Origin of the sequence: Streptomyces sp. NBC_00654, assembly GCF_026341775.1 — a bacterium.
Lineage (GTDB): Bacteria > Actinomycetota > Actinomycetes > Streptomycetales > Streptomycetaceae > Streptomyces.
The window spans coordinates 2,585,903-2,610,140 of record NZ_JAPEOB010000002.1; the positions used below are offsets into that span (position 1 = coordinate 2,585,903).

Sequence of the window (24,238 nt, forward strand, 5' to 3'; positions counted from 1 at the left end):
GAAATACGGGTGACCCCGGGGCGCCCGCCCCGGCTCACCCCCGCTTGAGGGTTTCCGCTCCAAGCGGGGAGATCTCGGGTGCCTGCGCCGCGCTGGGGACAGTCGCTGTCTGTTGCGCACTGCCCAGCGTACGCGCAGCAACCGTGCCCCGTTCCCCGGCCCGGGGGTCCGCTCCTCCCCCGACCAGCGCCCGCCAGGCGTCCCGGCGGGCCTGCCGTACGCTCTCGCGGGCCGCTCGCAGGGCGTCGCGGGCGGCCCGCCCGGCCTCCACAGCGGCCCATTTGGCGGGGGCCCAGACCGCGTCGCGCACAAAATGCCCGACCGGGGTGCACACCGAGCGGTAGGCCCAGGCCACCGGGGCGCCGACCAGATGCCGGGCCAGCCAGGCCAGGGCCCGGCCGATGGCCCGGGAGAGGTATCCGGCGACCCGCCAGGCGACCTCGATCGCGGCGCCGATCTCCCGGCCGACCGGGGCGAGCACCCGCCGGTACAGCCAGGAGACGGGGGCGACCAGCAGCGTCAGGACCAGCCGTACGAGGGCTGCCGCCAGGCCCCGCGCGGCGGCCGCGATGCCGCGTCCCACCATGACGAGCAGCCAGGAGACGCCGTGTCCGACCGGAGTGAGGACCGTCCCGTACAGCCACGCCAGCGGTACGACCAGTCCGTACCGCACCACCGGCACCACCACGTACCGCCACAGGCCGATCCAGGGCCGGATGAACAGTGCGGTGGCCAGCCACAGCAGGCCATGGCCGAGCGGGGTGAGGACGGTGCGGTACAGCCAGGCCGACGGGACCGCGACGAGCGTGTCGAACAGCAGGCCCAGGGCCCGGCCCAGCGGGCGCAGCAGTACCCGTTCGGCGGCACGCCAGGCGACGGCGAGCGCGTCCCGGACCATGCGTACGGGCAGCACGATCACCAGGACCACGATCCGTACCGGAATCCTGATCAGGGTGGTCAGGCAGCCTTCACCGGGCTCGTACGCCTGTGGTGCCTGGTGCTTGCCGTGTTCCATGCCGTGAATGACGCGACGGCCCGGTCCGGAGTTTCCCGGACCGGGCCATCGTCACCGAGCTGTCACCCGGCGGGAGCAGGGGCGGAGTGACCGGTCGGTGTCACCGGCGACCGCACACCGAACCACTGCTCGGCGCCGTACTCCTCGAACCGCTCCAGCTCGGTGAACCCCAGCTTCGCCGCGAGACGCATCGCGCGGTCGTTGGCGGTCTGCGTACAGAGCACCACCGGCTCGCCGGGAAGCGCGTCGGCGAACCAGTCCAGTGCCGCCGAGCACGCCTCGGCGGCGTACCCGCGGCCCCACGCCCGCGGCAGGAACAGGTAGCCCAGCTCGGCCTCACCGCCGTCCGGGCGGACGTGCCCCGGGCGCTCCGCGTCGCGCCGGTCGAGCGTGGTCATGCCGATCATCGCTCCGTCGAGCTCCACCACGAAGAGGCCGGGGCGCCGGCCGGGGACCTCGGGCACCGCGCGTTCCAGTTCGCCGCGCGGCCGGTGACCACCGATGTGGGTACCCACCTCCGGCGAGGCGAAGAGTTCGACGAACGCCGCACGGTCGCGGGCCTCGGACTCGCGGAGCACGAGCCTCTCCGTCCTGATCGGGGCGGGCGGCCAGGCGTCGGGTCCCAGCCCGGTCATGGCGGGCATCCTCTCGCGCGCCTGCCGGGCGGGAGCCCCCGGACGGCCGGCATCACCGCTGGTCACGGCTACTTCTTCACGGTGAGTGGGAGCAACTTCTTGCCCGTCGGGCCGATCTGGATGCTGGTGTCCATCTGCGGGCAGACGCCGCAGTCGAAGCACGGGGTCCAGCGGCAGTCCTCGACCTCGGTCTCGTCGAGCGAGTCCTGCCAGTCCTCCCAGAGCCAGTCCTTGTCGAGGCCGGAGTCGAGGTGGTCCCAGGGCAGGACCTCCTCGTACGTACGCTCCCGGGTGGTGTACCAGTCGACGTCCACGCCGAACCCGGGCAGCGTCTTCTCGGCGCTGGCCATCCAGAGGTCGTAGCTGAAGTGCTCGCGCCAGCCGTCGAAGCGGCCGCCGGCCTCGTAGACGGCGCGGATGACGGAGCCCACCCGGCGGTCACCGCGCGAGAGCAGGCCCTCGACGATGCCGGGCTTGCCGTCGTGGTAGCGGAAGCCGATGGAGCGGCCGTACTTCTTGTCGCCGCGGATCTTGTCGCGGAGCTTCGTCAGCCGGGCGTCGGTCTCCTCGGCGCTGAGCTGCGGGGCCCACTGGAAGGGGGTGTGCGGCTTGGGCACGAAACCGCCGATGGAGACGGTGCAGCGGATGTCGTTCTGGCCGGAGACCTCGCGGCCCTTGGCGATCACCTTGACCGCCATGTCACCGATCTGGAGGACGTCCTCGTCGGTCTCGGTGGGCAGGCCGCACATGAAGTACAGCTTCACCTGGCGCCAGCCGTTGCCGTACGCGGTGGAGACCGTACGGATCAGGTCCTCCTCCGAGACCATCTTGTTGATGACCTTGCGCATGCGCTCGGAGCCGCCCTCGGGGGCGAAGGTGAGCCCGGAGCGGCGGCCGTTGCGGGTCAGCTCGTTGGCCAGGTCCACGTTGAACGCGTCGACGCGGGTGGAGGGCAGCGAGAGGCCGATCTTGTCCTCGGTGTACCGGTCGGCGAGGCCCTTGGCGATCTCACCGATCTCGGTGTGGTCCGCGGAGGAGAGGGACAGCAGGCCGACCTCTTCGAAGCCGGTGGCCTTGAGGCCCTTCTCGACCATCTCGCCGATGCCGGTGATGCTTCGCTCCCGCACGGGGCGCGTGATCATGCCGGCCTGGCAGAAACGGCAGCCGCGGGTGCAGCCGCGGAAGATCTCGACGGACATCCGCTCGTGGACGGTCTCCGCGAGCGGGACCAGCGGCTGCTTCGGGTAGGGCCACTCGTCGAGGTCCATGACGGTGTGCTTGGACACGCGCCACGGCACGCCGGACCGGTTGGGCACGACACGGCCGATGCGGCCGTCGGGGAGGTACTCGACGTCGTAGAAGCGCGGGACGTAGACGCCGCCCGTCCTGGACAGCCGGAACAGCACCTCGTCACGGCCACCGGGACGGCCTTCGGCCTTCCAGGCCCGGACGATCTCGGTGATCTCCAGGACCGCCTGCTCGCCGTCGCCGATGACCGCGCAGTCGATGAACTCCGCGATCGGCTCGGGGTTGAACGCGGCGTGGCCGCCCGCGAGGACGATCGGGTCGTCGACCGTACGGTCCGCGGCCTCCAGCGGGATGCCCGCGAGGTCGAGGGCGGTGAGCATGTTGGTGTAGCCCAGCTCGGTGGAGAAGCTGAGCCCGAAGACGTCGAAGGCGCCGACGGGACGGTGGCTGTCCACGGTGAACTGCGGGACCCGGTGTTCGCGCATCAGCGCTTCGAGGTCGGGCCAGACGCTGTAGGTGCGCTCGGCGAGGACGCCCTCGCGCTCGTTGAGTACCTCGTAAAGGATCATGACGCCCTGGTTGGGCAGTCCGACCTCGTAGGCGTCGGGGTACATGAGGGCCCAACGGACGTCGCAGCTGTCCCAATCCTTGACGGTGGAGTTCAGCTCACCGCCGACGTACTGGATGGGCTTCTGCACATGCGGGAGCAGAGCTTCGAGCTGTGGGAAGACCGACTCGGCAGACATCTCGCGAACCTTCGTGAGCTGGCAGGGGTGACCATCCAGCGTACCCCGCTGCTCAGCCCTTCAGATCCGCCCGCACTTCCGGCCCGGACGCCTTCCGCCAGACCTCCGGCAGCTCTCTCTCACCGGCCGCCGCCCGCGCCTCCTCCCTGCCGTACAGCAGTCCCCAGGTGAAGGCGGACTCCCCCGCCGCGTGTGCCTGGACCGCGAGGTCGCGCAGCGCCGCGCGGGCGACGACGCTGTCCTGGTGGTCGCCGAGGAGGGTCTGTACGGCCTTGGTCCTGCGGGCGAACCGCTTGGCGGGCCTGCCCAGCGCGGGCCTGGCCGCCTCGCCCGCGTACCGGGCGCGTTTGGCCGCCTTGCGGGCCCCGTGCAGCGCCAGGTCGCGTTCGTGGCCGGGCGGGAGCGCGAGGGCGTGGCCGATGCGGGCGGCGAGGCGGTCATGGTCCTTCAGCACCGCGCGGGGCAGGGCCTTGGCAGGCTTGCTGGCCGCGCCGGGCAGCAGTGGCGGGTCCGCGCGGAGCGCGTCCAGGGAGTCCAGGAGGGTGAGGTAGCGCTGCCCGTCGAGCAGGGCGACGGTGCGGCGGCGGGAGCCGGCGCGGCGGGCCGCCGACCAGATCCGCAGCCGGCCGCGGACGGGGCCGAGGCACAGGGTGCGGGGCAGTTCGGCGAGCGCGGTGCGCAGCCGTTCGTCGAGGACTTCCCGGTCGCGCTCGACGCCGAGCTCGGCGGCGAGCCACTTCAGCTCCTCGCGCACCGGATCGGTGACCGCGCGGTCCAGCACCTTGCGGTACGTCGCGAAGGCGCTGCGCAGCCGCCGGGTGGCGACGCGCATCCGGTGCAGGGAGTCGGGCAGGTCGCGCCGCACGGCGGGGTCGAGGGAGATGATCGCCTCGATCTGTTCGCGTACGTAGGCGAGGACGTGGTCGCCCGCGGTGGCCCGTGCCTTCCGGCCGCTGCCCCGCCCGTCCCCGGTTCCGCTCCCGCTCCCGTTCCCGCTCCCTCGGCGCGTCGTCGCCGGGGCGGTCTCGGCGAGGGCTCTGGCCAGCTTGGAGGCGGAGGCCGAGGGGTGTACCCCGGCCTCGCGCAGCCTGCGTTCGACCACGTCCAGGAAGGCGGGGTCGCCGTCGTCGGCCAGTTCCACCTCCAGCTCGGTCCACTCCGCGGTGGCGCCGCCGCCGTCCTCGGTGAGCCGTTCGGCGCGGACCCGGTCGATGCTGAGCTCGGCGAGGAGGGTGCCGTCGGCGGCGAGCAGATGGTGGACGTCACGGGCGGAGCGCAGCCGTACGACGGGGACGAGTGCGGTGTGCCGGACCCGGGAGCGGAGCAGTGCGGCGAGCCCGGCGGGCAGGGTGTCGGCGAGCGGGGCGCGGATCTCGTCACGGATGCCGGTGGCGACGGGGAACTTCAGGTGCCAGCCCTCGTCGTCGCCGCCGGTCCGGCGCCGCAGGGTGAGGGAGGCCGCGGCGAGCCGGAGGTCCTCGGTGTCGTAGTAGACGGCGTCGAGCTCATGGACGCCTCGGTGGGCGACTTCGAGGACCCCGGCCGCGCGGGTCAGGTCGGGCAGCCGGGTTCCGGGAGCCGCTTCGTACTTCCGCTCGATCTCACGCTTCGAGTCCGCCATGTACCGAATCTAGAGGCAGGACAGCCTTTGGACGCGTTGTCCGCGACGAGGGCGGGGCGTGGTGTCCGCACGTCTCAGGCCGTTATCGGCCGCTGCACCCTGATCGACTGCAACAGCCCGATCGCCACCCAGACGGCGAACATCGAGGACCCTCCGTAGGACACGAACGGCAGCGGCAGACCCGCCACCGGCATGATGCCGAGGGTCATCCCGATGTTCTCGAAGGCCTGGAAGGCGAACCAGGCGATGATGCCCGCGGCGACGATCGTGCCGTACAGCTCGGTGGTCTCGCGGGCGATCCGGCAGGCGCGCCACAGGACGACGCCGAGCAGGACGAGGATCAGTCCGGCGCCGAGGAAGCCCAGTTCCTCACCGGCGACGGTGAAGACGAAGTCGGTCTGCTGCTCGGGGACGAACTGGCCGGTGGTCTGGGTGCCCTCGAACAGCCCGGTGCCGGTGAGGCCGCCGGAGCCGATCGCGATGCGGGCCTGGTTGGTGTTGTAGCCGACGCCCGCCGGGTCCAGCGCCGGGTTGGCGAAGGCCGCGAAGCGCGCGATCTGGTAGTCGTCGAGCAGCCCGAGCTGCCAGATGGAGACCGCGCCCGCGGTGCCCGCTCCGAGCAGTCCGAAGACCCAGCGGTTGGAGGCTCCGGAGGCCAGCAGCACACCGAGCACGATGACGGCCATGACCATCACCGAGCCGAGGTCCGGCATCAGCATGACGACGGCCATCGGGATGACGGCCAGGCCGAGCGCCTTGGCGACCGTCCGGTGGTCCGGGTGCAGCTGGTCGCCCGCGTCGACCCGGGCGGCGAGCAGCATCGCCATGCCCAGGATGATGGTGATCTTGGTGAACTCGGAGGGCTGGAGGGAGAAGCCGCCGCCGACGATGATCCACGCGTGGGCGCCGTTGACCGTGGCGCCCAGCGGGGTGAGCACGGCCATGACCAGGAGCACCGAGAGGCCGTACAGGATCGGGACCGCCCCGCGCAGGGTGCGGTGGCCGAGCCAGATCGTGCCGATCATCAGGGCGACGCCGATGCCGGTGTTCAGGGCGTGCCGGAAGAAGAAGTAGTACGGGTCGCCGTGGGTGAGCGTGTCGCGGTTGCGGGTGGCGGACCAGACGAGCAGCGAGCCGATGAAGGAGAGCGCGAGCGCCGAGCCGAGCAGCGGCCAGTCGAGCCGGCGCACGACGGAGTCCCGGGCGGTGAGCTTGGCCCAGGAACCGCGTTCGGGGGCGTACCGGGAGACGGAGAAGCCGCCGGCCATCAGTCCCGCCTTCCCGGTGCTCCGGCGAGTGCCTGCTGTCCCTCTTCGAGGGGAGGCTTCTGCGAGTTCGGGTCGTACGGCTTGATCCTCGGGGCGTCGATCGAGCCGTCGGGCTGGATCTTCGGCAGGGCCTTCTGGGGCTTGGGCAGCAGTGCCTTCTTCAGGTCCTGCTTGCCCGCGGTGTCGAGGCCGTAGAGGGCGTTGTAGATGTTGCGCACGGCGGGCCCGGAGGCACCGGAGCCGGTGCCGCCCTGGGAGATCGTCATGACGATCGAGTAGTCCTTGGTGTACGTGGCGAACCAGGAGGTCGTCTGCTTGCCGTAGACCTCGGCGGTGCCGGTCTTGGCGTGCATCGGGATCTTGTCCTGGGGCCAGCCGCCGAAGCGCCAGGCGGCCGAGCCCCGGGTCGCGACACCCGCGAGGGCTTCGTCTATTTTGTCGCGCGTGTCTCCGGTGAAGGGGAGCTTGCCGTGCGACGTGGGCTTGATCTTCTGCACGGTCCTGCCGTCGCCGCTGACGATCGCCTTGCCGACGGTCGGGTCGTACAGGGTGCCGCCGTTGGAGATGGCGGCGTAGATGGTCGCCATCTGGATCGGGGTGACGAGGGTGTCGCCCTGGCCGATGGAGTAGTTGACGGAGTCACCGGCGCGCATCTTGTTGCCTTCGAGGCAGTTCTCGTACGCGATCTGCTCGACGTACGTCCCGCCCTTCTTGCCCTGCTTGCACCAGGCGTCCTTGTTCGCCTTGAAGAAGTCCTGCTTCCACTTGCGGTCGGGGACACGGCCGCTGACCTCGTTGGGGAGGTCGATGCCGGTCTCCTTGCCGAGGCCGAACTCGTGGGCCGTCCGGTAGAACCAGTCGTTGGCGTTCTTCTTCGGCAGAGTGCCGCCGTCCTTCTGCCACTCCTTGTGCGCGAGACCGTAGTAGACGGTGTCGCAGGAGACCTCCAGGGCGCGGCCGAGGGAGATGCTGCCGTAGCCCTGGGACTCGAAGTTCTTGAAGGTCTGGCCGCCGATGGAGTACGAGCTGGGGCAGGGGTAGTTGCCGTCGAAGTCGTATCCCGCGTTGACGGCGGCGGTGGAGGAGATCACCTTGAAGATGGAGCCGGGGGCCGCCTGCCCCTGGATGGCCCGGTTCAGCAGCGGGAAGTTGGACTTCTTGCTGGTGAGCTTGGCGTAGTCCTTGCCGGAGATGCCGCCGACCCAGGAGTTCGGGTCGTAGTTCGGCAGGGAGGCCATGGACACGATGCGGCCGGTCTTGGCCTCCATGACGACGACGGCTCCGGAGTCCGCCTTGTAGTTCACCCCGGTGTTGCGGTCGAGCTCCTTGCGGGCCGTCTCCATGGCCTGGTTCAGCTCGTACTCGGCGACCGCCTGGACCCGGGCGTCGATGGAGGTGACGACGCTCGCGCCGGGCTCCGCCTTGTCGTTCGCCGCCTGGCCGATGACCCGGCCGAGGTTGTCGACCTCGTAGCGGGTGACGCCCGCCTTGCCGCGCAGCGCCTTGTCGTAGGTGCGCTCCAGCCCGGAGCGGCCGACCTGGTCGGAGCGCAGGTACGGCGAGTCGGTGTTCTGCGCCTTGGTGATCTCGTCGTCCGTGACCGGGGAGAGGTAGCCGAGGACCTGGGCGGTGTTGGCCTTGCCGGGTGCGGCGTAGCGGCGTACGGCGGTGGGCTCGGCGGTGATGCCGGGGAAGTCCTCGGCGCGTTCGCGGATCTGGAGGGCCTGCTGGGTGGTGGCCTCGTCGGTGACGGGGATCGGCTGGTAGGGCGAGCCGTTCCAGCAGGGCTGCGGGGTCTTCGCGTCGCAGAGCCGGACCTTGTCGAGGACGTCCTTGGGCTTCATGTCCAGCACTTCGGCGAGCCGGGTGAGGACGCTGTTGCCCTTGTCCTCCATCTTCATCAGCTCGGTGCGGCTGGCGGAGACGACGAGCCGGGTCTCGTTGTCGGCGAGCGGTACGCCGCGGGCGTCGAGGATGGAGCCGCGGACGGCGGGCTGGACGACCTGCTGGACGTGGTTGTTCTTCGCTTCGTCGGTGTATTCCTGGCCGTTGCGGATCTGGAGGTACCAGAGGCGGCCGCCGAGGGTGAACAGCAGGGAGAAGACGAGGACCTGAATGACGATGAGCCGGATCTGGACCCGCTGGGTCCGGCCGGTCTCGGGGATGTTGCTCACCGGTCACCCCCGGCGGTGGTCCGGCCGGTGGTACGGGGCTCCCGCCCCGGGAAGTACGGCGTCACAGTCGCTTGACCCCCTTGATCCTTCCTGCGCGTGCGGCACGGTTGCGGGCGGCCTTGACGCGCAGTCCGCCGCGCTGGCTGCCGATCCGCAGCCCGGTGCCCGAGGTGAGCCACCCCGCGGCGACATCGCCGCCGCCGGAGGACTCGGTGAGCGGGTCGTTCTCGGTACGTCTGGCGAGGGCCATGATCAGCGGCACGGTGAACGGTGCCAGCAGCAGGTCGTAGACCGCGGCGGTGAACAGCAGGCTGCCCAGCCCCACATGGCGGGCGGCCGTGTCGCCGACCAGGGCGCCGACACCCGCGTACAGCAGTGTCGAGCCGATGGCCGCGGCGACCACGACGGCCATCGGGGCGAGCGCCGACTTGAGCTGCCCGTTCGTGGGCCGGGCCAGTCCCGCGAGGTAGCCGATGACGCACAGCACCAGGGCGTAGCGCCCCGCGGCGTGGTCGGCGGGCGGTGCCAGGTCGGCGAGGAGTCCCGCGCCGAAGCCGATGAGGGCGCCGCTGACGTGCCCGTACACGAAGGCGAGTCCGAGGACGGTGAGCAGCAGCAGGTCGGGGACGGCGCCGGGGAGCTGGAGGCGCGCGAGTACGGAGACCTGGATGACGAGGGCGACCACGACCAGGGTGACCGAGAGCAGAGTCCGGTTGAATCGCATGGGAATCAGCCCTGCTCCTGGTCGTTTGCCGCATTGCCGGAATCCGCCGCGTTGTCGGCGTTGGCGGTGGAATTCCCGGCGGGATTCCGCGTGCTGTTCCCGGTGTTCCCGGCCTGTTCGCCCGTGGTGTTCCCCGTGGGTTTCGTGCCGGGCTTCTCGTGGATGTTGCCGACGACCTTTCCGCCGCCGTCGACAAGATCGCCGTTCGGCTGGAGGGTGACGGTGACCGTGGGGGTGGGCTTCGGCTTTTCGGGTTTCTTCGGCAGCACCATGTCGCGGGGGTCCTCGCGCGGTGCCTGGACCACGATGCCGACGATGTCGAGCTTGGTGAACCCGACGTACGGCTTCACATAGACGGTCCGGGTCAGATCGCCGCCGGACGGGTCGACCCGGACGACCTCGCCGACCGGGACGCCGGGTACGAAGGGCTTGTCCTTGCTGGAGCCGAAGGTGACCAGCCGGTCGCCCTTCTTCACCTTCGCCTTGCCGTTGAGGAACTGGACCGACAGCGGCCGGGAGCCCTGGCCGGTGGCGAAGCCGAGCTCGTCGGTCCTCTCCATCCGGGTGCCGACGGTGAAGTCGGGGTCGCTGGCCAGCAGTACGGTCGCGGTGTCCGGGCCGACGGTGGTGACGCGGCCGACCAGCCCCTGGCCGTTGAGCACCGTCATGTCGCGCTTGATGCCGTCATTGCTCCCGGCGTCGATGGTGATCGTCCAGGAGAAGCCCTGGGCCGCTCCTATGGCGATGACCTCGGCGCCCTTGATGCCGTACTGGCCCGCGCCCGCGTTCTTCATCATGGCGTCGAGCTGGCGGACCCGGCTGTTGTTGCGGTCGTCGCTGCCGAGCCTCGCCTTCAGGGCGGCGTTCTCCCGCTCCAGCGCCGCGATCCGGTCGTGCCGGTCGCCGGAGTCCCGTACGGCACCGATGGCGTTGCCCACCGGGTCGACCGCTGCCGCCACGCCGTTCTCGACCGGTCCGAAGACCGTTGCGGCGGCCTGCCGGGCGCCGTCCACCGGTGACTCCTCGCCGCCGCGGATATCCACCGTGATCAAAGCGAATGCGATGGCGATCAGCAGCACCAGGAGCAGCCGGCTCTCTCGTGTGTCCCTCACGTGCGGCGGCCGTGCCTTCCTCGTCGGAATGTTCGTGCCTGTATATCAACGATCCGACGTACGGAGCCGCAGCGTCCGCACGTCGGATCGTGGAGTTTCTACCGTCGGGGCTGGGCGTCCAGCACCTGCTGGAGCGCCTCGAACTCCTCGACGCACTTGCCCGATCCGAGCGCCACCGAGTCCAGCGGGTCCTCGGCGATGTGGATCGGCATGCCCGTCTCGCGGCGCAGCCGCTCGTCGAGTCCGCGCAGGAGCGCGCCGCCGCCGGTGAGGACGATACCGCGGTCCATGACATCGCCGGAGAGCTCCGGCGGGCACTTGTCGAGCGTCGTCTTCACGGCGTCGACGATCGCGTTGACCGGCTCCTCGATGGCCTTGCGGACCTCGGCGGCCGAGACCACGACGGTCTTGGGCAGCCCCGAGACCAGGTCGCGGCCGCGGATCTCGGTGTGCTCGTCCTTGTCCATGTCGTACGCGGAACCGATCGTGATCTTGATCTGTTCGGCGGTCCGCTCACCGAGGAGGAGCGAGTACTCCTTCTTGATGTGCTGGATGATCGCGTTGTCCAGCTCGTCACCGGCGACCCGGATCGACTGGGCAGTGACGATTCCGCCGAGCGAGATCACGGCGACCTCGGTGGTGCCGCCACCGATGTCGACGACCATGTTCCCGGTGGCCTCGTGGACCGGCAGACCGGAGCCGATGGCCGCTGCCATGGGCTCCTCGATGATGTGCACCTGGCGCGCGCCGGCCTGCGTCGATGCCTCGATGACGGCGCGTCGCTCGACCCCGGTGATACCGGAGGGCACACAGACGACGACCCGCGGGCGGGCCAGATAGCGGCGCTTGTGGATCTTGAGGATGAAGTAGCGGAGCATCCGCTCCGTGATCTCGAAGTCGGCGATCACGCCGTCCTTCAGAGGCCGCACGGCAACGATGTTGCCCGGCGTACGGCCGATCATCTTCTTGGCCTCGGAGCCGACCGCGAGAATTCCGCCGGTGTTGGTGTTGATGGCCACGACGGACGGCTCGTTCAGAACGATGCCGCGCCCCCTGACGTACACCAGCGTGTTGGCAGTCCCGAGGTCGATAGCCATGTCACGGCCGATGAACGACATTGAGTTCCCCTTGTTCCCCATGAGGATGCGTCGGGCCTTCCCAAGAAGCGGAGATGGCTTTTTCGGTAGGCGAGGGTTGGCGCTGCGGGCGTGGAGGCTTCCATCGTAGTGCCGTATGCACGGACACAGCGCGAGGGTCCTTCGCCATGGTGAGCGGAACGGGTTCGCGTTCCACCCATGGTGACGTTACGTCGGTGGGATGCGTTCCCGCGATCCCGAACCCTATGCCGAAGGGCGACCGAATTACTTCGGTCGCCCCAGGTCATGAGCGCTGATTGGCCGATCCGAAGTCAGGAAAGTCCCGGAAAGAACAGCTTGAGTTCTCGCTCCGCGGACTCCTCGGAGTCCGAGGCGTGGATGAGGTTCTCCCGGGTGATCGTGCCGAAGTCACCGCGGATCGAGCCGGGCGCGGCGGCGATCGGGTCGGTGGGGCCGGCCAGGGCACGGACACCCTCGATGACCCGCTCGCCCTCGGCCACCAGGGCGACGACGGGCCCGGAGGCCATGAACTCGACGAGCGGCTCGTAGAACGGGCGGCCCTTGTGCTCGCCGTAGTGCTGCTCCAGCGTCTCCTGGTCCAGCGTACGCAGCTCCAGCGCGGTGATCTGCCAGCCGGCCTTGCGCTCGATACGGCCGACGATCTCGCCGATCAGCCCACGCCTGACGGCGTCCGGCTTGAGAAGGACGAGGGTGCGCTGAGTCATGTGCGGCTCCTTGCAGGCATACGGGTGCGGTGAGGCGAGATTACAGGGGTACGGGAACGGGCCGGCGCCCGGGTTTACGCAGCGTCATCCTCCGGCCCGGAGCGGCGGGCCAGGGGCCCGGAAGCGGCGGGGGCCAGGGCCCGGCGTCAGGCCGGGGCCTCGGTGGCCTCCTGAGCCGCCCAGCGGGCCTTCGCCTCGTCGATCTTGCGGCCGTAGTGCACCGAGGCCCACCACAGACCGCCGAAGACCAGGCCGAGGATGAACATCATCGGGACCACGAAACCGCTGAGCACCAGAGCGACCTGGAGCACCCAGCCAAGCTGCACACCGCCGGGGCGGGTGATCATCCCGCACAGCAGCACGGACAGCAGCATGCCGATGCCGCAGACCGTCCAGACCGTGGCCGCCGTCAGGTCGTCGGACTTCATCGCGACGAGACCGGCGAAGCCGATCACGAAGAACTCGCCGATCAGCGTCGACGCGCAGAGCGTACGCACCCTCAGCCCCTTCCCAGCAGCAGCCGGGCCTCGCCGACCGTGATCACGGATCCGGTCACCAGGACCCCGGCGCCCGCGTACTCCTCGTGCTCCTCGGCGAGCGTGATCGCCGCCTCCAGCGCGTCGTCCAGCCGCGGCTCGACCTGGACCCGGTCGTTGCCGAAGACCTCGACGGCGATACCGGCCAGCTCGTCCGCGTCCATCGAACGGGCGCTGGAGTTCTGGGTGATCACGACCTCGGCGAAGATCGGCTCGAACGCTTCGAGCAGCCCCCGCACATCCTTGTCGCCGCTCGCCCCGACCACACCGATCAGCCGGGAGAAGCTGAACGCCTCGGAGATCCCCTCCGACGCCGCACGGGCACCCGCCGGGTTGTGCGCGGCGTCCAGGACGACGGTCGGGCTGGAGCGGACCACTTCGAGGCGGCCCGGCGACAGCACCGAGGCAAAGGCCTTGCGGATCGCGTCGATGTCGAGCGTCCGGGCCTGTTCGGCGCCGATGCCGAAGAACGCCTCGACCGCGGCGAGCGCCACCGCCGCGTTGTGCGCCTGGTGGGCCCCGTACAGCGGGAGGAAGATCTGGTCGTACTCACCGCCGAGACCGCGCAGCGTCAGCAGCTGGCCGCCGACCGCGATCTCCCGGGAGGCGACGCCGAACTCCATGCCCTCGCGGGCGACGGTGGCGTCCACCTCGACGGCCTTCTTCAGCATCACCTGCGCCGCGTCGACCGGCTGCTGCGCCAGGATGACGGTGGCACCCTGCTTGATGACCCCGGACTTCTCCCCCGCGATCTCGGCGGGTGTGGAACCGAGCCGGTCGGTGTGGTCCAGCGAGATCGGGGTGACGACGGCGACGGAGGCGTCGATCACGTTCGTCGCGTCCCAGGTGCCGCCCATGCCGACCTCGACGACCGCGACATCGACCGGCGCGTCGGCGAAGGCCGCGTACGCCATACCGGTCAGCACCTCGAAGAACGACAGCCGGTAGGGCTGCTGGGCGTCGACCATCTCGACGTACGGCTTGATGTCCTCGTACGTCTCGATGAAGCGTGTGGCCTCGATCGGGGCGCCGTCCAGGCTGATCCGCTCGGTGATCGACTGGACGTGCGGCGAGGTGTAGCGGCCGGTGCGCAGCTCGAAGGCGTTGAGCAGGGCCTCGATCATGCGGGCCGTGCTGGTCTTGCCGTTGGTGCCGGTGATGTGGATGGAGGGGTACGCGCGCTGCGGCTCGCCGAGCACGTCCATCAGGGCCGCGATCCGCGTCACCGAAGGTTCGAGCTTGGTCTCGCCCCAGCGGCCGGCGAGCTCCTGCTCCACGGCGTGCAGCGCCCTGTCGGTCTCGGGATCGGCCGGGCGGGTGGGGACGGTATCGCCCTGGGGCGGTCCGGACTGGGTGCGCAGGGTGCGGCTCCCGGCCTCGATCACCGCCAGGTCGGGGTCGCGCTGGGTCGCTTCGTCGACGATCTCCGCGAAGGTGTCGTCGGACTCTGACGCGTCGTGCCGGTCTGAAGGGCGGGGCTCACTCACGGGACCAGTCTACGGATGGGCACGGACAACGCGCGCAGCGCCCGGCGACGTCGGCGCGGGAGCGACGGGCGGATCGGCCGTCCTGACCTCCGCCGGCGGCCCCACCGGCCTCGTCCGGCCGCGCGGGAGTCCTGAACGGCGAGGGTCCTGAGCGGCAGGGGTCCCGAGCGGCGGGAGTCCTGAGCCGTGCCCGGGTACGACGAAGCCCCCGCAATCCCGGTCGGTCGGGGGTGCGGGGGCTTCGCCCTCAGGTCATCATCCCTGCGGCAGGCTCGCCAGCTGGGCGGTGATCCGCTCGATGTCGGCCTCGGCCTTGGCCAGCCGGCCGCGGATCTTGTCGACCACGTTGTCCGGGGCCTTGGCCAGGAACGCCTCGTTGCCGAGCTTCCCGTTGGCCTGGGCCTTCTCCTTGCCCGCGGCCTCCAGGTCCTTCGTGAGGCGCTTGCGCTCGGCCGGGATGTCGATCGTGCCGGAGAGGTCGAGGGCGACCGTGGCCCCCGCGACGGGCAGCGTCGCCGTGGCATGGAAGCCGTCCCCGGCGGGCTGGAGCCGCAGCAGCTGGCGGATGGCCGCCTCGTGCGGGGCGAGCGCCGTGCCGGTCAGGGTCAGCTCGGCCGGGACCTTCTGGCCGGGCTGGAGGCCCTGGTCCGAGCGGAACCGGCGGACCTCGGTGACGACCTGCTGGACCAGCTCGATCTCCCGCTCGGCCGCGTCGTCCCGGAAGCCGGAGTCGGCCGGCCAGTCGGCGATGACCACGGACTCCCGGGCCGTGAGCGCGGTCCAGAGCGTCTCGGTGACGAACGGGACGATGGGGTGCAGCAGCCGCAGCATCACATCGAGGACCTCACCGAGGACCCGGCCGGAGACCTCGGCCGGCCGGCCGCCCGCGAAGAACGTGGTCTTGGACAGCTCGACGTACCAGTCGAAGACCTCGTCCCACGCGAAGTGCCGCAGCACCTCGCTGAGCTTGGCGAACTGGTAGTCGTCGTAGAACGCGTCGACCTCGGCCACGGTCTTGTTCAGCCGGGACAGGATCCAGCGGTCGGTCACCGACAACTCGTCGGCGGGCGGCAGCTCGCCCTCGATCGTGGCGCCGTTCATCAGCGCGAAGCGGGTGGCGTTCCAGATCTTGTTGGCGAACTTGGCCGAACCCTGGACCCACTCCTCACCGATCGGGACGTCGGTGCCCGGGTTGGCGCCGCGCGCCAGCGTGAAGCGCAGGGCGTCGGAGCCGTACTTGTCCATCCAGTCCAGCGGATTGACCACGTTGCCGAAGGACTTCGACATCTTCTTGCCGTGCTCGTCGCGGACCATGCCGTGCAGGACGATGGTCTCGAACGGCGGGACGCCGTCATTGACGTACAGGCCGAACATCATCATCCGGGCGACCCAGAAGAAGAGGATGTCGTAGCCGGTGACCAGGACGGAGTTCGGGTAGAACTTCGCGAGACTGTCGGTCCGTTCCGGCCAGCCGAGCGTGGAGAACGGCCACAGGCCGGAGGAGAACCAGGTGTCCAGGACATCGCTGTCCTGGGTCCAGCCCTCGCCCGTGGGCGCTGCCTCGTCCGGTCCGACGCAGACGACCTCACCGTTCGGGCCGTACCAGACGGGGATGCGGTGGCCCCACCAGAGCTGGCGCGAGATCGTCCAGTCGTGGAGGTTGTCGACCCAGTCGAAGTACCGCTTCTCCATCTCCTGCGGGTGGATCTTGACCTTGCCGTCGCGGACGGCGTCACCGGCCGCCTTGGCGAGCGGCGCGACCTTGACCCACCACTGGAGGGACAGGCGCGGCTCGATGGTGGTCTTGCAGCGCGAGCAGTGGCCGACCGAGTGGACGTAGGGCCGCTTCTCGGCGACGATCCGGCCCTCGGCGCGCAGCGCGGCGACGATGGCGGAGCGGGCCTCCAGACGGTCCAGGCCCTCGAAGGGGCCGGGAACGGTGATGACGGCGCGCTCGTCCATGACCGTGAGGAACGGCAGGTCGTGGCGCTTGCCGATCTCGAAGTCGTTCGGGTCGTGCGCGGGGGTCACCTTGACGGCGCCGGTGCCGAACTCCGGATCGACGTGGTGGTCGGCGACGACCGGGATCGTGCGGTCGGTGAGCGGCAGCTTGATCCGCTTGCCGACGAGGTGCCGGTAGCGCTCGTCGTCGGGGTGGACGGCGACAGCGGTGTCACCGAGCATCGTCTCGGCGCGGGTCGTGGCGACGACGATGGTCTCCTCGCCCTCACCGTACGTCATGGAGACGAGCTCGCCGTCGTCGTCCTGGTACTCGACCTCGATGTCCGAGATCGCGGTCAGACAGCGGGGGCACCAGTTGATGATGCGCTCGGCGCGGTAGATCAGGCCGTCGTCGTACATCCGCTTGAAGATGGTCTGGACGGCGGTGGACAGGCCCTCGTCCATGGTGAAGCGCTCACGGGACCAGGCGACGCCCTCGCCCAGGCGGCGCATCTGCCCCGCGATCTGGCCGCCCGACTCCTTCTTCCACTTCCAGACGCGCTCGACGAAGGCCTCGCGACCCAGGTCGTGGCGGGACTTGCCCTCCTTGCCGAGCTCCCGCTCGACGACGTTCTGGGTGGCGATCCCGGCGTGGTCCATGCCGGGCTGGTACAGCGCCTCGAAGCCCTGCATGCGCTTGCGGCGGACGAGGGCGTCGATCAGGGTGTGCTCGAAGGCATGCCCGAGGTGGAGGCTTCCGGTGACGTTCGGCGGCGGGATGACGATGCTGAAGGGCGGCTTGTCGCTGTGTTCGTCCGCTTCGAAGTACCCGCGTTCTACCCAGCGCTCATACAGCTTCCCCTCTACATCGGCCGGCGCGTACTGGGTCGGCAGTTCGGGGTTGCTGGCTGGCTGCTGCTGAGTGTTCTCGGTCACGGGGGACAGTTTAGGGCCGTCACAGTCCTGCACTGAAACGGGATTGTTCAGTAACGGTGTGATCCGCGATGCCCCATGCCAGTGCCGCTTCCGCCAGGATGTTCGGAACGCATAAGCATTCTGGAGGGGACAGCGCAATGAGCTACAACCAGCCGGGCCCGTACGGCGGGCAGCCGCCGCAGGGCCAGCCCGGACCCTACGGTCAGGGCCAGCCCGGACCGTACGGACAGCAGCCCGGACCGTACGGCGGCCAGCCGCCCCAGGGCCCGCCGCCGGGTCCCCCGCAGGACCAGCCCGGCTACGGCTACCCGCAGCAGGCCCCCCAGGGCGTTCCCCCGCAGCAGCCCCCGCAGGGCTACGGCTACCCGCAGGGCCAGCAGCCGGGCCCGTACGGCCAGCAGCCCCCCGCGCCCCCCTACGGCGGCCAGCAGGCCTACGGCGGCCAGCCCCCGTTCCCCCCGGCCCAGCCGAAGAAGAAGACCGGCCTGGTCATCGGCGTGGCCGTGGTGGCACTGGCGGTCATCGCGGGCGGGGTGTACTTCCTCACCTCAGGCGGTTCCAGCAACAGCGATGTGGCGGACTCCACCAAGGGCTACAAGCTGACGCCCGCGGCCGCGGTGGACGACTACAAGAAGGACAGCTCGGAGTCGGCGCCCTCCGGCCCCGTCACCGGGTCGGACAAGGCCAAGGCCGAGGCCATGGGCATCAAGAACGCCAATCAGGCGGGCGCCACGTACAAGAGCGGCTCCGAGGAGAACCCGCTCACCATGAAGATGCTCATGCTCACGGGCTTCTGGGGTGAGGTCACCGACCCGGCGAAGGTCGTCGACAACGCGTTCAACAACGCCGAGAAGGACATGTCCAGGAGCAGCGGCGGCCAGAAGGTCTCCCTGGTCGGCAGTGCCAAGAACGTCAAGCCGGCCGGTTTCGAGGGCGCGCTGATGAAGTGCCAGGACCTCAAGATGGTCAACGACAAGGCCGACGGCACCGCGGCGGGCGGGCCGAAGGAGATGATCACGCCGGTCTGTGTCTGGTCCGACTACAGCACCGTGGGCATCGTCGTCGCGATCGACGTCGGCGGCGCCCTGACGGGCAAGGGCGTGGCGCAGGAGGAGACGGCCGCTCTCGCCGCCAAGCTCTACAACGCCTCGCGCACCAAGATCTGACGCCCATATACCTGGTCCGAGCAACAGCGAAGGGGCGCCCGCCGGTTGACCGGCCGGGCGCCCCTTCGGCGTACGTCGTACTGCTCTGCCGCTACGCGGACTTCTCGTGGCGGCCGCCGCCGTCGTTCTTGCCGATCGTGCGCGGCTCGCGCGGGACCAGCGTGGGGTTCACGTTGTTGCGGACGACGTCCGGGGTGATGACGACGCGGGCGACGTCCTTGCGGGACGGGACCTCGTACATCACGGACTGGAGGACTTCCTCCATGATGGCGCGCAGACCGCGCGCGCCCGTCTGGCGCAGGATCGCCTGGTCGGCGATGGCCTCCAGGGCCTCGCGCTCGAAGTCCAGCTCCACACCGTCGAGTTCGAACAGCCTTTGGTACTGCTTCACCAGGGCGTTGCGCGGCTCGACCAGGATCTGGAGCAGTGCTTCGCGGTCCAGGTTGTGCACCGAGGTCAGCACCGGGAGGCGGCCGATGAACTCGGGGATCATCCCGAACTTCACCAGGTCCTCCGGCATGACCTCCTGGAACTGGTCGCTCGCCTGGATCTCCAGCTTGGAACGGATCGTCGCGCCGAAGCCGATGCCCTTGGCGCCGGCCCGCGACTCGATGATCTTCTCCAGACCGGAGAAGGCGCCGCCCACGATGAACAGCACGTTCGTCGTGTCGATCTGGATGAACTCCTGGTGCGGGTGCTTGCGTCCGCCCTGCGGCGGCACGGAGGCGGTGGTGCCCTCCAGGATCTTCAACAGGGCCTGCTGGACGCCCTCGCCCGAGACGTCGCGGGTGATCGACGGGTTCTCGCTCTTGCGGGCGACCTTGTCGATCTCGTCGATGTAGATGATCCCGGTCTCGGCCTTCTTGACGTCGTAGTCGGCCGCCTGGATCAGCTTGAGCAGGATGTTCTCGACGTCCTCGCCGACATAGCCGGCCTCCGTCAGCGCCGTCGCGTCGGCGATGGCGAACGGGACGTTGAGCATGCGGGCCAGCGTCTGCGCGAGGAGTGTCTTGCCGGAGCCGGTGGGGCCCAGCAGCAGGATGTTGGACTTGGCGAGCTCGATCGCGTCCTCGCGATTCGCGCCGCCGCCGTTCTCCCCGGCCTGGACCCGTTTGTAGTGGTTGTACACCGCGACCGAGAGGGCCTTCTTCGCGGGCTCCTGCCCGACGACGTACCCCTCGAGGAACTCGTAGATCTCCCGAGGCTTGGGAAGCTCTTCCCAACGCACCTCGGAGGTCTCGGCGAGCTCCTCCTCAATGATCTCGTTGCAGAGATCGATGCACTCGTCGCAGATGTACACACCGGGTCCCGCGATGAGCTTCTTCACCTGCTTCTGGCTCTTTCCGCAGAACGAGCACTTGAGCAGGTCGCCGCCATCACCGATGCGTGCCACGAGGTGCTTCCCCTTCGCCTGGGAGACGCCTGGTTCAGCGACTCCTGGTGCCTCTATCCGACGGTACCTTGCCTGGCCCCCCGTTCGGGCCCCCCTTGGCACGGTTCACACGGTCCGGGCCGTGCGATCGGACTGTGCCAAGGGGAAAGACCGACGTCAGACGGCTGCGCCGGCCGTGGTCTTACGGGTGGAGACGATCTGGTCCACCAGACCGTACGCGAGGGCGTCCTCGGCGGTCAGGATCTTGTCGCGCTCGATGTCCTCGCTGATCTTCTCCAGCGGGGTGGTGGAGTGCTTGGCCAGCATCTCCTCCAGCTGCGTACGCATCCGCAGGATCTCGTTGGCGGCGATCTCCAGGTCGGAGAGCTGCTCGCGGCCGGTCTGCGAGGACGGCTGGTGGATGAGCACCCGGGCGTGCGGGAGCGCCATGCGCTTGCCCGGCGTGCCCGCGGCGAGCAGGACGGCGGCGGCGGAGGCCGCCTGGCCCATGCAGACCGTCTGGATGTCCGGCTTCACGAACTGCATCGTGTCGTAGATCGCGGTGAGCGCGGTGAACGAGCCGCCGGGGCTGTTGATGTAGATCGAGATGTCGCGGTCCGGGTCCATCGACTCCAGGCACAGCAGCTGCGCCATGACGTCGTTGGCCGAGGCGTCGTCGATCTGGACGCCGAGGAAGATCACGCGCTCCTCGAAGAGCTTCGCGTACGGGTCGTACTCACGCACACCCTGCGAGGTGCGCTCCACGAAGCGCGGGACGACGTAACGGTTGTCCACCTGCGGGCCGGTGTAGAGGCCGCTCGCGGAGGCGCCGGGGAAGTTGTTCATGTGGGTGTTCACCATCCTGGTGGCGTTCTGTGGGCTGGGGGTCTCGGCGTACGAGAGGTGCGCGGTGGGTGCTGCCGGTCCGGTGGAGACCGGATCAGGCACCGGTGCCGCCGCCGCCCGGGATGCCCGACGCGAACGTGATGATCTCGTCGATGAGGCCGTACTCCTTGGCCTCCTCCGCGGTGTACCAGCGGTCGCGGTCGCCGTCGCGGATGATCGTCTCCACGGTCTGGCCGGAGTGGTGGGCGGTGATCTCCGCCATCCGCTTCTTCGTGCGGAGCAGGTACTCGGCCTGGATCTTGATGTCCGAGGCGGTACCGCCGATGCCGGCCGAACCCTGGTGCATGAGGATGTCGGTGTTCGGGAGCGCGAAGCGCTTGCCCGTGGAGCCGCCGGTGAGCAGGAACTGGCCCATCGAGGCCGCCATGCCCATACCGATCGTGACCACGTCGTTCGGGATGTACTGCATGGTGTCGTAGACCGCCATGCCTGCCGTCACCGAGCCGCCGGGGCTGTTGATGTAGAGGTAGATGTCCTTGTCCGGGTCGGCGGCAAGGAGGAGAAGCTGTGCGGTGATCTTGTTGGCGATGTCATCGTCGACCTGCTGACCGAGGAAGATGATGCGCTCGCCGAGCAGTCGGCTGTAGACCTGGTCACCGAGGCCTCCACCGAGGGACGGCTCTCCGGCGGCGTAGGGCATCAGATTCGTCACGTATCCACCTGCTCGTCTCTGACGGCTCCGGCCGTCTCAGCGTCTTCGTACCGGGTGGGCGGGGACTCCCCCACCCTTCCTATTCATGGACCCTAACGCGCAGGTAGGACAACGCCATCCCGCTTCCCCAACTGTTCGCTGGGAGCGCAAGCTCCGCAGTGGGCACAAGGGTTCCGGTGGTCGCACGGCGATACGACGGCGGCCCTCGGACCCGGTACGGCGACGGGCCCCGGACGCATCGCGTCCGGGGCCCGTCGTACGAACCGTTCCGTGCCGATCGGCCGGTGCCGATCAGCGCGGGACTCAGGCCTCGGTCTTCTCCGCGGACTGCGCCTCGGCGGCGGCCTCGGTGCTCTCCTCGGCGGCGGCCTCGGTGCTCTCCTCGGCGGCGGCCTCGGTGCTCTCCTCGGCCTCCTCGTCCTCGAGGTCGACGATCTCACCGTTGGTGTCGGTGACCTTGGCGGCCTCGACGACCACGGCGAGCGCCTTGCCGCGGGCGACCTCGCCGACGAGCATCGGCACCTGGCCGCCCTCGACGACGGCCTGGGCGAACTGGTCGGGGCTCATGCCGGAGGAGGCCGCACGCCGCATGAGGTGCTCGGTGAGCTCCTCCTGGTTGACGTTCAGCTTCTCCTTGTTGACGAGCTCGTCCAGGATGAACTGGGTCTTGATGCCCTTGATCGCCTGCTCGGCGGTCTCGGCCTCGAACTCTTCGAGCGTCTTGCCCTGGATCTCCAGGTACTTCTCCAGGTCGAGACCCATCTGGCCGAGCTGGTGGTGCTCCAGGTTGTGCTTGCGGGTCTGGACCTCGTCCGCGAGGAGCTTCTCGGGGATCGGGACCTCGGCGAGCTTCAGCAGCTCGTCCAGGACGCGCTCCTGGGCCTGGGTGGCCTGGTCGTACTGCTTGGTGTTCTCCAGGCGCTTGCGGCTGTCCGCCTTGAGCTCGTCGAGCGTGTCGAACTCGCTCGCCATCTGGGCGAAGTCGTCGTCCAGCTCGGGAAGCTCACGGGCGGCGACGGCGGTGACCTTGACGGTGACCTCCGCTTCCTTGCCCTCGGCGGAGCCGCCCTTCAGCTCGGAGGTGAAGGTGGCCTCGCCACCGGCCTCCAGGCCGGTCACGGCCTCGTCGATGCCGTCGAGGAGCTCGCCGGAACCGATGGTGTACGAGACACCGGCGGCCACGCCGTCCTCCAGGACCTCTCCGTCGACCTTGGCCTCCAGGTCGATCGTCACGACGTCGCCCTCGGCGGCGGCGCGCTCGACCGGGTTGGTGGAGGCGAAGCGCTCGCGGAGCTGCTCCACGGCCTTCTCGACGTCCTCATCGGTGACTTCGAGGGCGTCCACGGTGACCTCGATGCCGGAGTAGTCCGGGATCTCGATCTCGGGGCGTACGTCAACCTCGGCGGTGAAGGCCAGCAGCTCGCCGTCCTTCAGCTCGGTGATGTCGACCTCGGGCTGGCCGAGGACGTTCAGCTCACCCTCGTTGACGGCCTCGGTGTAGAACTTCGGGAGGGCGTCGTTGACGGCCTCCTCCAGCACCGCACCACGGCCGAACCGCTGGTCGATGACCCGGGCCGGGATCTTGCCCTTGCGGAAGCCCTTCACCGTGACCTGCTGGTTGATCTTCTTGTACGCCGCGTCGAGGCTGTCCTTGAGCTCCTCGAAGGGCACCTCAATGCTGAGCCGAACCCGGGTCGGGTTCAGGGTCTCCACGGCGCTCTTCACGGTTCGGTCTCCTTGGTGGCTGACTTCTTGGGGTTCTGCTGGGCCGCCGAGAGGCGGCTTCGCGGACCGAGCCCGGTACATCAGACACACGGGCACGCATTTTGCATAGTAACGGCAAGGGGGATGACTCCCACAATGCGATCTTGCCGGTGGTCGGGGTGGCCGGATTCGAACCGACGACCTTCCGCTCCCAAAGCGGACGCGCTACCAAGCTGCGCCACACCCCGTCGGTGCGACACGTAGGGTACATGCAGAAGGGCGGTGCATCCGCCGCTTTCCCCGGCGACCGGGCACCCGGCCCGGACCCGGCCCTCGCGGGGCCGGAACAACAGCCGGAGGACAACGGGTGTGCGGAGCGGGTCACGGACCCGCTACGATGCTCTTCGTGCCGAGGTCGCAACGACCTCCGGTGCGGCGCTTGCGGGCGTAGCTCAATGGTAGAGCCCTAGTCTTCCAAACTAGCTACGCGGGTTCGATTCCCGTCGCCCGCTCCATGCCTGGGCCCGGTCCGACGACAACCTCGTCGGACCGGGCCTTTTGCATGCATGCGCTCGCGTGCCGCGGATCACGCGCCACGCCCGCCCGGGGATGCCGGGCGGGGGCGCGCGGTCAGAAGCTGATCTGGTTGATGGTGTCCGCTATCGAGTTCATGAACCTGTTGATCGACGGCGCCATGCCGGTCGACGCCAGGAAGAAGCCGAACAGCACTGCCACGATCGCGGGCCCGGCCTTGATCGATCCTCCACGGATCAGCACCACCAGGATGACCGCGAACAGCAGCACCATAGACAGTGAAATAGCCACGTCTGATCACACCCTCGGTCGGTCCGCCTTGCCGGCCCGGAAGCGTGCACCAGAGCGCGCCCCGTCGCGTCCATCGTGCCACCAACTCCCCTGTGGTTGCTGCCGCCTGATGAACCGACCTGACCGGATCCCGCCATCCTCGGAGCCGGACCGGGTGAACTCGGCGGGGTCCGGGGCGGATCCGGGGCGGATCCGGGGACCGGTTCCGGATCCCGGCACGGGCGGTACCGCCGGGGATTCACCGAAATCTGTACGGGCGCTGTGGGCGAACTGTGAATCCACCACCGGGGACACGGGGCCGAATATGAATCACAGTGATCGTTTCCGTATCCCCACACTTCGTTCACA

19 protein-coding genes and 2 tRNA genes are annotated in these 24,238 nt (G+C 69.3%); 2 read left to right on the forward strand and 19 right to left on the reverse strand.

Annotation, left to right across the window (positions count from 1 at the left end; genetic code table 11):
• Positions 1–34 precede the first annotated feature (34 nt).
• From OHA98_RS31780 to OHA98_RS31840, 13 genes are all read right to left on the reverse strand, one after another.
• On the reverse strand, positions 35–1,015 hold the full coding sequence (locus OHA98_RS31780) for a hypothetical protein (protein ID WP_266930623.1): 981 nt from the start codon (positions 1,013–1,015) through the stop codon (positions 35–37).
• Positions 1,016–1,077: 62 nt separating this feature from the next.
• Positions 1,078–1,650: a GNAT family N-acetyltransferase gene (locus OHA98_RS31785; RefSeq protein ID WP_266930624.1), complete on the reverse strand. Its 573-nt coding sequence runs from the start codon at positions 1,648–1,650 to the stop codon at positions 1,078–1,080.
• Between the two features lie 68 nt (positions 1,651–1,718).
• Positions 1,719–3,644 carry a TIGR03960 family B12-binding radical SAM protein gene (locus tag OHA98_RS31790; RefSeq protein ID WP_266930626.1) on the reverse strand — a complete coding sequence of 642 codons (1,926 nt, stop codon included), beginning with the start codon at positions 3,642–3,644 and terminating at the stop codon, positions 1,719–1,721.
• A 52-nt stretch (positions 3,645–3,696) separates the two neighbouring features.
• On the reverse strand, positions 3,697–5,265 hold the full coding sequence (locus tag OHA98_RS31795) for a CYTH and CHAD domain-containing protein (protein ID WP_266930628.1): 1,569 nt from the start codon (positions 5,263–5,265) through the stop codon (positions 3,697–3,699).
• Between the two features lie 74 nt (positions 5,266–5,339).
• Complete coding sequence (rodA, locus tag OHA98_RS31800; RefSeq protein WP_266930629.1) at positions 5,340–6,533, reverse strand: rod shape-determining protein RodA; 1,194 nt, start codon at positions 6,531–6,533, stop codon at positions 5,340–5,342.
• Entirely contained in the window at positions 6,533–8,707 is a 2,175-nt protein-coding gene (gene mrdA / locus OHA98_RS31805) for a penicillin-binding protein 2 (RefSeq protein WP_266930630.1), read from the reverse strand. The genes rodA and mrdA overlap by 1 nt, the downstream gene beginning before the upstream one ends.
• Before the next feature lie 61 nt (positions 8,708–8,768).
• Positions 8,769–9,431: a rod shape-determining protein MreD gene (gene mreD / locus OHA98_RS31810; protein ID WP_266930632.1), complete on the reverse strand. Its 663-nt coding sequence runs from the start codon at positions 9,429–9,431 to the stop codon at positions 8,769–8,771.
• A gap of 5 nt (positions 9,432–9,436) precedes the next feature.
• Positions 9,437–10,543: a rod shape-determining protein MreC gene (mreC, locus tag OHA98_RS31815; protein WP_266930633.1), complete on the reverse strand. Its 1,107-nt coding sequence runs from the start codon at positions 10,541–10,543 to the stop codon at positions 9,437–9,439.
• A 98-nt stretch (positions 10,544–10,641) separates the two neighbouring features.
• Positions 10,642–11,661 carry a rod shape-determining protein gene (locus OHA98_RS31820; RefSeq protein WP_037698738.1) on the reverse strand — a complete coding sequence of 340 codons (1,020 nt, stop codon included), beginning with the start codon at positions 11,659–11,661 and terminating at the stop codon, positions 10,642–10,644.
• Positions 11,662–11,951: 290 nt separating this feature from the next.
• Positions 11,952–12,365, reverse strand: coding sequence for a nucleoside-diphosphate kinase (ndk, locus tag OHA98_RS31825; RefSeq protein WP_266930635.1), 414 nt, complete (start codon positions 12,363–12,365; stop codon positions 11,952–11,954).
• 146 nt (positions 12,366–12,511) lie between these two features.
• Positions 12,512–12,862 carry a DUF4233 domain-containing protein gene (locus OHA98_RS31830; protein ID WP_266930637.1) on the reverse strand — a complete coding sequence of 117 codons (351 nt, stop codon included), beginning with the start codon at positions 12,860–12,862 and terminating at the stop codon, positions 12,512–12,514.
• A 2-nt stretch (positions 12,863–12,864) separates the two neighbouring features.
• Positions 12,865–14,388, reverse strand: coding sequence for a folylpolyglutamate synthase/dihydrofolate synthase family protein (locus OHA98_RS31835; RefSeq protein ID WP_266930639.1), 1,524 nt, complete (start codon positions 14,386–14,388; stop codon positions 12,865–12,867).
• A gap of 255 nt (positions 14,389–14,643) precedes the next feature.
• The gene (locus tag OHA98_RS31840; protein ID WP_266930641.1) at positions 14,644–17,265 is read right to left on the reverse strand and encodes a valine--tRNA ligase; all 2,622 of its coding nucleotides are present in this window, start codon (positions 17,263–17,265) and stop codon (positions 14,644–14,646) included.
• Between the two features lie 137 nt (positions 17,266–17,402).
• Between OHA98_RS31840 and OHA98_RS31845 the strand changes: the two genes are divergently transcribed.
• On the forward strand, positions 17,403–18,431 hold the full coding sequence (locus tag OHA98_RS31845) for a hypothetical protein (RefSeq protein ID WP_266930643.1): 1,029 nt from the start codon (positions 17,403–17,405) through the stop codon (positions 18,429–18,431).
• 91 nt (positions 18,432–18,522) lie between these two features.
• On the opposite strand, the gene clpX is transcribed toward OHA98_RS31845, so the two are convergent.
• The 5 genes from clpX to OHA98_RS31870 all read right to left on the reverse strand — a co-directional run bounded on the left by clpX (position 18,523) and on the right by OHA98_RS31870 (position 23,313).
• A complete protein-coding gene (gene clpX, locus OHA98_RS31850) occupies positions 18,523–19,824 on the reverse strand; it encodes an ATP-dependent Clp protease ATP-binding subunit ClpX (protein WP_073723175.1) in 1,302 nt (433 codons plus the stop codon).
• 156 nt (positions 19,825–19,980) lie between these two features.
• Complete coding sequence (locus tag OHA98_RS31855; protein ID WP_323179675.1) at positions 19,981–20,664, reverse strand: ATP-dependent Clp protease proteolytic subunit; 684 nt, start codon at positions 20,662–20,664, stop codon at positions 19,981–19,983.
• A 79-nt stretch (positions 20,665–20,743) separates the two neighbouring features.
• Positions 20,744–21,349, reverse strand: coding sequence for an ATP-dependent Clp protease proteolytic subunit (locus OHA98_RS31860; protein ID WP_073723895.1), 606 nt, complete (start codon positions 21,347–21,349; stop codon positions 20,744–20,746).
• 315 nt (positions 21,350–21,664) lie between these two features.
• Complete coding sequence (tig, locus tag OHA98_RS31865) at positions 21,665–23,086, reverse strand: trigger factor (protein WP_266930645.1); 1,422 nt, start codon at positions 23,084–23,086, stop codon at positions 21,665–21,667.
• A 150-nt stretch (positions 23,087–23,236) separates the two neighbouring features.
• Positions 23,237–23,313: transfer RNA gene (locus OHA98_RS31870), tRNA-Pro, on the reverse strand.
• A 193-nt stretch (positions 23,314–23,506) separates the two neighbouring features.
• On the opposite strand from OHA98_RS31870, the gene OHA98_RS31875 reads away from it, so the two are divergent.
• Positions 23,507–23,580, forward strand: a tRNA-Gly gene (locus tag OHA98_RS31875).
• 115 nt (positions 23,581–23,695) lie between these two features.
• Here OHA98_RS31875 and OHA98_RS31880 read toward each other — a convergent pair.
• On the reverse strand, positions 23,696–23,872 hold the full coding sequence (locus OHA98_RS31880) for a hypothetical protein (RefSeq protein ID WP_198953235.1): 177 nt from the start codon (positions 23,870–23,872) through the stop codon (positions 23,696–23,698).
• Between the last annotated feature and the right edge of the window lie 366 nt (positions 23,873–24,238).